The following is a 6769-nucleotide window of genomic DNA, read 5'->3' as shown; positions in this document are numbered from 1 at the left end:
CTATCAAGCCAAGAAATGACGAAAACCCCCTCCCGAAGGAGAGGGTTTTCAAGAATGTCTCGACACATTTGTCAACGATGTCCCGACACATCACACGGTCGGGCTGACAGGATTTGAACCTGCGACCCCTTGGAGGTTATTTCCTAAACTCCGGTTTTGCCGAAAATCTCCGAAAACTGGCGGATTCCCTTGTGGTTACAGGGAACCGGGCGGTTCACTGCCTCCAATTGTACTCGGTCATTTGGGGTCAAATGAAGTTGAAAGTGATGACTAAATGATGACCATTTGAACCGCTTTTGGCGAGATGCTCGGTAGTGCTCGACCAGCCGTTAAGGACCCGCGAGCAAATGTGGAGCCGAGCTTGTCAGCTCTCCCCTGCTGACCAAGCAGACATCGCTTGCTTCGAAGCAGAATGCGACCTGAAAGCGGAACGCTCAGCGGGACACGCCGCGTCGCGTAAGCGATCCGACCGTCCTCTGACCGACTTGCCGACCTACGCGTGCGTTGCAATATCGAGATGATTACGCGCGGATGCCTCGAGGTGCACGAGGTCGGAGGCAATGGTCGCGCCGGTAAATCCTTCGGCCAGGCGTCGTCGCGCACTCTCACCGTCCGGCGTGTGAATCAGGACCGGCAGTTTGTTTGCGTCTGCTGCAGCCCGGATGCGGTCCAGTGCCGCGGCGAAATCTTCAGCAATGTCGGGATCGTCGGGCCTGCGCGCGCCGAGGGCGAGTGCGAGATCCGACGGTCCGATGTACAGCCCGGACAGGCCGGGCACGGCGGCGATCTTTTCGACGTTCTCCAGTCCCTCGCGTGTTTCGATCATCGCCAGCACGACAACGCTCGCGTCCGCCTCCGCCGGGATCGGGCCGATTCGCAGTTGTGAGCGCATCGGCCCGTAGGACCGGATGCCCAGGGGCGGGTACTTCGCGGCTGCAACCGCCTCTAAAGCATCACTGGGGCGGTTCACGAGGGGAACGATGACGCCGTGTGCCCCTGCGTCAAGCGCCTGTCCAATCACCGCGGGGTCCTTGCTTTGCACACGGACGAGCCCGACTGTGCGCGTGCCGCCGGCCGCCGCGCCTGCGTCGATGGCCATCAGGCCTGTCAAGATGCCGGAGTAGCCGAGCAGGCCGTGCTGGCCGTCGATCGCGACGTAGTCGAAGCCAATACGCCCGAGGCGCTCGAGAACGACGGGCGCGTCGAGGACGGACCAGTATCCGAGAATCCGCTCCCGTTTGTGCATCCGTTGGGCGAACTGATCGCTCATCATTGTCTTCCTCTCGATCATCGGTTGTAGTCAGGCACGGGCCCGTCGATCCAGTCGCCGACCTGGTCAATCCTCTGGATGAGCACGTCGTCGAGCGGCCCGCTTTCGAGCGCGTCGAGGTTGGAGCGCAGATGCTCGGGTCGTGACCCGCCGACCAGCACGCCGGAGACGCTCGGACGCCCGATAATCCACCGCAGCGCGAGCTCGCGTAGCTCGATGCCCGCTTCGTCGGCGACCTCACGGAGACGGTCGATGGCCTCGAACATCCGGGAATCCCAGTATCGTTCCGTATACATCCGCCCCAGACGTTCGCCGGCGAATCGTCCTCCGGCTGGAGCGTGCTCATAGCGGTATCGGCCCGTAAGCAGCCCTCCGGCCAGGGGGTTGTACGCGATCACCGGCGCCTTGAATCGCTCGGCGGCCTCGCAGTACTCGTGCTCGATCCGTCGGCAGAGCGCGTTGTACAGCTGTTGGCTCATGGTCGGACCTACCATGCCGCGCTCGCGGCTTTCGAATGCGAGTTCGGCGAGCTGCCATGATGCGAAGTTGGACACCCCCCACGCCAGAATTTTTCCTCGGGACAGCAGTGTCGAGAGCGCATCGAGTGTCTCTCCTACCGGCGTTGCGCGGTCAGGTTGGTGTAGGTAATACATGTCGAGATGGTCGGTGCCGAGCCGCCGCAGCGACGCGTCCAGGCAGCGCTCGATCCCCGCGGCCGAGAGCGGGGCGGCGCCGTCCGCGTCCGGGTGCGGAATGCCGACCTTGCTCGCCAGGCGAACGTCGTCCCGTCGTCCACTGACGGATCGCCCCACGATCTCCTCGCTCGCACCGCCCGCATAGCCGTTGGCGGTGTCGACGTCACGAATGCCTCGGTCCAAAGCTTCGTCGACCACGCGTCGCGCGGCCTGTTCGTCGAGGCCGTCGCCGAAGGTCATCGTTCCCAGTACTGCGGGTGTCACACTCATCGGCTTTCCTCCAGCGCTTCGCGCGGAACCAAGACGTGCTTGATGGCGAGGCGGCAATACGAGTACGTCACATGCACGTCTCCATTTGGCCCGACGAGAAGAGCCGGATAGGACATCTCCATCGCACGATCCCCCGCACGTTCGAGCACTATCTCAGGGACCGTGTCGGCGGTCTCCAAATCGAGCACTCGTTTCCAAGTCCGCCCGCGGTCGTCCGAGCGCAGCAGTGTGAGCGGGATCCGTCCCACGCCCCAGACCGCGTGCCGATCGAGAGGAGTAATCTCGCCAGGTCCTGTGACCTTGTGCTCGTCGTGTGCGCGGTCGATATCGCCGAGTTCGCTGCCGGGCTCGGCCGAGACCGGGTTGAGGACAGCGAGGATGCTGTCCGCGCCAAGCAAGGCAGCCCGTCGCATCTGGATCGACGAGTTGTTGTTCGGCATCGCGGTGGGGTACGGCTCAGTCCATGTGCGACCGGCGTCCGCGGATTCGCTGCGATAGACGGCGTCAGCCCATCGGCTGCGGAAGAACGCCACAAGCTGTCCGTCCTCGAAGGGCACGATGTCCATGTGCACGGCTCCGAGGCTGCGGGGCACCGGTACCTCCGTCCACGAGAGACCGCCGTCCTCACTGCGCAGCACCGAGGACGTATCGGTATCGCCGTGCCACTGGCGTCCCTGCGGCAGCTCACACCGGAAGATCGGGAGCAGCAGTGTCTCGTCATTCAGGACAACCATGTCTTGACGGATGAAGACACCACGGTCCTCAAGCAGCGGTGTCGGTTCGCCCCATGTTCTGCCACCGTCGTCCGACACGCGCCGCATCAGCACGGCAGTGTCCTGCGCACCCAGGTCCTGAGCGGTGTAGAGCAGCCAGACGGCTCCGTTGGGCAGGGTTGCGAGTACCGGATTCTGGTGCGACTGCCCGGAGGGCGGCGAGACGGCCTCTGCGTCACTCCAGCGTCCGCTGCTCTCGTCGAATCGGGAAAGCTGAATCCGCACGTCCGGCATGCCTTCACGTTCGCCGGCGAACCAAACGGCGGCAAGCGTCCCGTCCGGCAGGCGATGAAGGAACGAGGCGTGATTTTCGGCGCGGCTTGTAGGGATTAGCGCCTCGCGGCGGCCCGACCTCTCAACGAGGACACCATCGGTTGTGGGCATGACACTGTTCATCGGCACGGCGCTCCTTAGGGTAACTTTTTTTGCGCTCTTCGCGCAGTAAAGTTAGCACGAATCGCGCAACTTAGGATAGAGTTCGGAACGTGGCCACTGTGGCAGCTAGGAGGGGCATCCATGAAGCAACGTCGAACCAATCAACGACGGGAAGAGATTCTCGCGCTTGCAGCGGACACGGGGTTGGCGAGCGTCGAGGATCTTTCGGAGCGCTTCGGAGTTTCGGCGTCGACGATCCGCCGTGATCTGGGCACCCTCAGTGGAGGCGGTCGACTCGCCCGAACCTATGGCGGCGCAATCTCGACGACGCACCTCCCCGAGGCGTCATTGCGGCATCGGCGTTCGGAGGCCCTCGACGCCAAGCGCGCGATAGTTTCGTGGGCGGCGGCGCAGGTTCAGCGCGACGAGTCGATCTTCCTCGATGGGGGCTCTACGACGGCGCTCTTAGCCCGGGAGTTCGCGACTTCGCGGGCTCCGGCCACCGTCACGACCTCCAGCCTGCCCGTGGTGAGTCAGCTTTCATCGGTCCCGTCTCTAACGGTGCAATGTCTCGGCGGACGACTGCGTCCCCTGAGCGGCACCTTCGTTGGCCCGCTGGCCGAGATCTCCCTGGATCGCATGAGCTTCGATCGTGCGTTCGTCAGCGCAGATGGCGTCACCGCGGACCGGGGTTTATGCGAGGCGGACCTCGAGCAGACCCGGTTCAAAGAGCTCGTCGCTCGCAGAACACGCGCCCTCTATGTGCTCGCGCACGCTTCGAAGCTCGGGCACGCTCCCTTCGATGCCTGGGCGCGGCTGGACCTGCCCTGGACACTGGTGACCGACGAGGCGGCACCGAAGGCGGTGCTGGAGGAGTTCCGCGCCGCCGGTATCAGCGTGGTCGTGGCGCCAGCCGTCGCATGACGTCGTCCTTGCGTCGCCTGGTCGCCGATGACCTATCGGGTGCCGCGGAGGCGGCCGGTGTCGTTCATCGGCACGGGTATGCGGCAGCGGTCGTGCTTGACGGGCCGGCATCGCCAGGCGTCACAGTCGTGGAGGACCTCAACGTCCGAAACGCGGGCGCTGCCGCTGCCGAGCGGATTGCCGCAGCGATCAGCGCCGGACGACTGCCCGACTACGTCAAGATCGATTCCCAGCTTCGGGGACCTGTCACGGCGTTCATCGCCGCCGCCGCTCGAGTTTCTACCGTGGTCCTCGCCCCGGGTCTGCCCGCGCTCGGGCGGACGGTGGTAGACGGAGTGCCCCGGCTACACGACGTCCCGCTCTCTGCCTCCCCCGCATCCGCATGGCGGGCAGAAGCATCCGACGCGCCCCGGCGCCTTGAGGAGCTGGTAGGCGACGGCTTGAAGATCCGGCATGTAAGTCAGCACGCGGTCCGTTCCGGCGCTTTCGCCGATCTGGTCTCCCGCAGCCCGGGCGGCGTCGTCTACATCCCCGACACGACCGATGCTCAGGATCTTGACGCGATCGCCCGCGCCATACGGGGAGCCGTGGGCGCGGTTACGCCGGTCGGCAGCTCGGGGCTGCTCGCCGCGTTGCTGGCAGCCGCACCGGTCGCACCGAGCCAGCTGCGGCCCTGTCTTCCTCTCGCGGACAAAGTCGTTCTCGTGCTCGGAAGCCTCGAACCCGTCGTCCTGCGCCAGCGCGCCGCTCTATCCGAGCCAATCGTAGCCGTGACGGCCTCCCCTCATGACCGCCCGGCGACGCTCGCCGGTCGCATTGTGGACGCCCTCAACGGCCCGTCACGCATCGTCGCGGTCACCGCGGGGCCGGGTGAGGGCCCGCACGACGTCAATGTCGCGCACCTCCTCGGAACAGCGACCGCAGGAGCTGTCCGTGGGCGTCCGGATATCGCCCTCTGCCTCATCGGCGGCGAGACCGCTCGCCGCACCCTGGACGCGCTCGGCGAGCGATCGCTCGCCGTGTACGGCGAAGTGCATCCCGGAGCGGTGCTCAGCAGCGCGTCCGGCGAGCGTCCGGTCGTCACGCGGCCGGGCAGCTTTGGTGAACACGACTCGCTCGACCGCATCATCTCGACTCTTCTCGGGGACGTACCCCGAGTAACGACTAGGAAGAAGGATTCCTTGTGACTGACGACAATTTTGAGGCAGCGCTGCCAGTTATCGCCGTAACGATGGGCGATCCTGCGGGCATTGGTCCGGAAATCATCATTCGGGCTCTGCTCGACCCCGAAGTCACGCGCGCGTGCCGGCCCTTCGTCGTAGGTGATGCGGAGCGTCTCCGGACCGCCGCTGCCCTCCAGGGGGTGCAAGTCGAGATCCGCACTATCGGAGCGCCGGAGGACGCTTCGCCGGCATCGGACCGAATCAATGTCATCGACCTCGGCCTTGTTCCCGCGAATTTGCCATGGGGGGAGCTCAGTGCGGTCGCGGGTGACGCGGCGTACCAGTACATCGCCGTGGCGGCCGAGCTCGCCACCGCGGGCCGGGTCGACGCGATCTGCACCGCACCGCTCAACAAGGAGGCGCTCCACGCCGCCGGGCACCTCTATCCAGGGCACACCGAGATGCTCGCCTCTCTATGTGGTGTGGACGAGGTCTCGATGATGCTTTTGACCCCTCGAGTGCGCGTGATTCATGTCACCACGCACATCGGCCTCGTCGATGCGATCAGCCGGATCGAGCCCGGACTCGTCGAACGCACGATCCGCCGCGGACTGAAAGCGATGCAAGATGCCGGCGTGGAGTCCCCACGGGTGGGCGTGTGCGCCATCAACCCACATGCGGGCGAGAACGGGCTGTTTGGATACGGCGAGGAGGCGGAGAAGATCACGCCGGCCGTCGAGCGCGTCGCGGCCGAAGGGCACGGCGTCCACGGCCCGTTGCCCGCGGACACAGCGTTCTTCCTCGCCTCTCGCGGCGACTACGATCTCATCGTCGCGATGTACCACGACCAGGGCCACGGTCCAGTCAAGGTCCTCGGCATCGAGGCTGGAGTCAACGTGACCGTCGGTCTGCCCGTCATCCGGACATCGGTCGACCATGGAACGGCGTTCGACATCGCCGGGACGGGCACGGCGTCACATGAGAGCCTCGTCGTCGCCATCCAGCAAGCGGTCTCCATGAGTCGTGGAGTCGCCGCGCAGCGAACGCTCTAGGTGCACTCAGTCAGGACGTTGGTGACACTCGGCTGATCGGGGTTGCTCCGATGCCGGTGGATGCGCTCAGCGTTGTAGCAGCTCAGCCACGCGTCAAGAGCGGAGAGCGTTCGGCCTTATTGGTGAAGATCTGCCGGTAGGCGCCCTTAGTCCGAGGGCGGTGCGGTTTGATGGAGCGTTGGACGGCGCCGATCTGAGCGACGGCGACTCTGGAATCGGCCGGTGTCGGTAAGCGAATGCCGAGCCC

The 6769-nt window shown here is 65.1% G+C and carries 6 protein-coding genes; 3 read left to right on the top strand and 3 right to left on the bottom strand.

The features are described from left to right. Nucleotides 1–493: 493 nt before the first annotated feature. The 3 genes from ABIE24_RS14265 to ABIE24_RS14255 are packed head-to-tail and all read right to left on the bottom strand — an operon-like array spanning nt 494 to nt 3392. Nucleotides 494–1270 (bottom strand): HpcH/HpaI aldolase family protein, encoded by a 777-nt coding sequence (locus ABIE24_RS14265; protein ID WP_354500793.1) that lies wholly within the window; start codon nt 1268–1270, stop codon nt 494–496. A gap of 17 nt (nt 1271–1287) precedes the next feature. Then, nucleotides 1288–2235: an aldo/keto reductase gene (locus tag ABIE24_RS14260; RefSeq protein WP_354500791.1), complete on the bottom strand. Its 948-nt coding sequence runs from the start codon at nt 2233–2235 to the stop codon at nt 1288–1290. Next, on the bottom strand, nt 2232–3392 hold the full coding sequence (locus ABIE24_RS14255) for a sialidase family protein (RefSeq protein ID WP_354500789.1): 1161 nt from the start codon (nt 3390–3392) through the stop codon (nt 2232–2234). Before ABIE24_RS14255 ends, ABIE24_RS14260 begins: the two co-directional genes overlap by 4 nt. 132 nt (nt 3393–3524) lie before the next feature. Here ABIE24_RS14255 and ABIE24_RS14250 point away from each other — a divergent pair, with 132 nt between their 5' ends. Genes ABIE24_RS14250 through pdxA form a run of 3 tightly spaced genes read left to right on the top strand, consistent with a single transcriptional unit; the run spans nt 3525 to nt 6522 of the window. Continuing rightward, nucleotides 3525–4307: a DeoR/GlpR family DNA-binding transcription regulator gene (locus ABIE24_RS14250; RefSeq protein ID WP_354500787.1), complete on the top strand. Its 783-nt coding sequence runs from the start codon at nt 3525–3527 to the stop codon at nt 4305–4307. Beyond that, nucleotides 4304–5494, top strand: coding sequence for a four-carbon acid sugar kinase family protein (locus tag ABIE24_RS14245; RefSeq protein WP_354500785.1), 1191 nt, complete (start codon nt 4304–4306; stop codon nt 5492–5494). The genes ABIE24_RS14250 and ABIE24_RS14245 overlap by 4 nt, the downstream gene beginning before the upstream one ends. Continuing rightward, nucleotides 5491–6522 carry a 4-hydroxythreonine-4-phosphate dehydrogenase PdxA gene (pdxA, locus tag ABIE24_RS14240; RefSeq protein ID WP_354500783.1) on the top strand — a complete coding sequence of 344 codons (1032 nt, stop codon included), beginning with the start codon at nt 5491–5493 and terminating at the stop codon, nt 6520–6522. Before ABIE24_RS14245 ends, pdxA begins: the two co-directional genes overlap by 4 nt. Nucleotides 6523–6769 lie beyond the last annotated feature (247 nt).

This window comes from Mycetocola sp. 2940, from assembly GCF_040548835.1.
Classification (GTDB): Bacteria; Actinomycetota; Actinomycetes; order Actinomycetales; family Microbacteriaceae; genus Mycetocola_A.
Note: the sequence above shows the minus strand (reverse complement) of the source record. Positions and strands in the feature narration are given on the sequence as shown.

What these genes read in the sequence shown, in the direction of transcription:
- ABIE24_RS14265 (WP_354500793.1), bottom strand. Translation starts at nt 1,270, where the DNA reads ATGAGCGATCAGTTCGCCCAACGGATGCACAAACGGGAGCGGATTCTC.
- ABIE24_RS14245 (WP_354500785.1), top strand. Translation starts at nt 4,304, where the DNA reads ATGACGTCGTCCTTGCGTCGCCTGGTCGCCGATGACCTATCGGGTGCC.
- ABIE24_RS14260 (WP_354500791.1), bottom strand. Translation starts at nt 2,235, where the DNA reads ATGAGTGTGACACCCGCAGTACTGGGAACGATGACCTTCGGCGACGGC.
- ABIE24_RS14255 (WP_354500789.1), bottom strand. Translation starts at nt 3,392, where the DNA reads ATGCCCACAACCGATGGTGTCCTCGTTGAGAGGTCGGGCCGCCGCGAG.
- ABIE24_RS14250 (WP_354500787.1), top strand. Translation starts at nt 3,525, where the DNA reads ATGAAGCAACGTCGAACCAATCAACGACGGGAAGAGATTCTCGCGCTT.